Annotated in this window: 2 protein-coding genes and 1 pseudogene; all 3 read left to right on the top strand. The window is 53.3% G+C overall.

From position 1 onward, the window contains the following. Positions 1-597, top strand: a pseudogene (locus tag NG42_RS09730) (hypothetical protein); the annotation flags it as partial. Between the two features lie 32 nt (positions 598-629). Further along, complete coding sequence (locus NG42_RS09725) at positions 630-1,691, top strand: RHS repeat-associated core domain-containing protein (protein WP_053116362.1); 1,062 nt, start codon at positions 630-632, stop codon at positions 1,689-1,691. A 20-nt stretch (positions 1,692-1,711) separates the two neighbouring features. Beyond that, positions 1,712-1,861: RHS repeat-associated core domain-containing protein (locus NG42_RS09720; RefSeq protein WP_277619651.1), on the top strand; the 150-nt coding region annotated here is incomplete at its 3' end.

The following is a 1,861-nucleotide window of genomic DNA, read 5'->3' as shown; positions in this document are numbered from 1 at the left end:
ATTACCCCGCTATTATCGGAAGCCACGGATGCGTTGCGTCAGCGACTCGGCACTATCCGGCGTATCGGACTAAGTGGTGGCGCAGAAGCTGCCGGTCGCGAGATGGCAGCCGAACGGCAAATTTTGTCGCATGATCAGCGGATGGCAATCATCGACGATCCACAGGAAATGAATCACCAGGTTCATAAGCTTAACCCACACCTGATCTCCTCAAATCATACCCACGGCCGTTTCACCAGCCGTTTGCGTGCAGAGTACCACCCGGACAAATGGATTATCTGGTCAATGCTCAGGAGTCCGGACGCCCGTTTTTATATGAGTGATTTGGTGGAGTATCAATATCAACGTGTCGCCCGTGAGCAGGGCTTTTTCGGGGTGATGCCTGATCGTATTGAGCAACGCATGGTTCTCAATCCGCAAACGAAAATTATTACCGCTAATAAAGAAGGGGATGAACTTAAGCAGGTCTTTCTGACCCAAACACCGAATGGAGAATTGATGCAGCGACTAGGGAATATTTTTGGTTACCGCTTCACTTATATCGAGAAGCGAGGCAATGGTGTGGATTACATCACCCATATTGATAACGGTCTGTAGCCGCGCCAATCAATCAGGATAAGGAGGTCTTGATGAACGATAATCTGCTGGGGTTTAACCGTCAGCGACATGATCCAATAAGCGCGGTTTATCACCCCGGTAACGGCTATCGCGCTTATGATCCGCAACTGATGCGCTTTCGCTGCCCCGACAGTTTCAGCCCGTTTGCCGCTGGCGGCATAAACAGCTACGGCTACTGCGCGGGTGATCCGATCAACCGCGCCGATCCCAGCGGCCATTTTAGCTGGCAAGCCGGGCTGGGTATCGGGATGAGCGTACTGGGTATCTTTGCTGCGCTGTGGACCGGCGGCGCGTCGCTGGCGGTTACCAGTAGTCTCAGTGCCGCGCTGGATAGCGCGGGTGTCATCCCGCTGTTAACCGGTGCGGCAAGCTTGCTGGCGGATACCAGCGGGCTGGGCAGTACGCTGGTGCACAACTCACACCTTTCCTCCGCGCTTGGCTGGATCTCTTTTGCCGCCGGGGTAATCTCGTTGGGAGCCGGAATTACCCCGCTATTATCGGAAGCCACGGATGCGTTGCGTCAGCGGCTCGGCACTATCCGGCGTATCGGACTAAGTGGTGGCGCAAAAGCTGCCGGGCGCGAAATGGCATCCGAACGGCAAATTTTGTCGACTGAACAGCGGATGGCAATTATCAACGATCCGGTGATCATGACACACCACATCGATGAGGATAATCCTCATCTGATGAGCTCCGGCGGTAATATCGATTATCCCGTCACCGAATTTGAGGTGGAGTATCACCCCGATCGCTGGACAATCCGCGATATATTTCGGGTGAAAACGGAACGTTTTTTTGGCAGTGACCTGCTCGCTTATCAGTATCGGCGAATTGGTCAGCAGCAGGGATTTTACGGCATCTTACCCGACGAAATCCGGCAGCTTAATGTCAGGAATCCTCTGACGCTGCGTTTAACCGAGGGGAAAACCGGCGAAGAGTTACGACAGATCTTTCTGACGCAGACCCCGAATGGAAAACTGCTGCAGCGGCTGGGCGACAGGTTAAAATTTACTGTCTCACGCGTTGAGATTCAGCAAGCAGACTATATTTCCTGGATCGATAATGGACTTTAGTCATATACAAGGATGCACTGATGGAACAGCTCATTCTGCGCTTTAATAATCAGCGTCTTGACCCGATAAGTGGTGCTTATCATCCCGGTAACGGCTATCGCGCTTATGATCCGCAACTGATGCGCTTTCGCTGCCCGGACAGCTTCAGCCCGTTTGGCCGTGGCGGGATC

It is taken from the genome of Winslowiella iniecta (assembly GCF_001267535.1).
Taxonomy (GTDB): Bacteria; Pseudomonadota; Gammaproteobacteria; order Enterobacterales; family Enterobacteriaceae; genus Erwinia; species Erwinia iniecta.
This window is presented reverse-complemented; position numbering and strand designations above follow the sequence as displayed.

Excerpts from the sequence above, each read along its gene's own strand:
- NG42_RS09725 (WP_053116362.1), top strand. The coding sequence starts at position 630 with ATGAACGATAATCTGCTGGGGTTTAACCGTCAGCGACATGATCCAATA.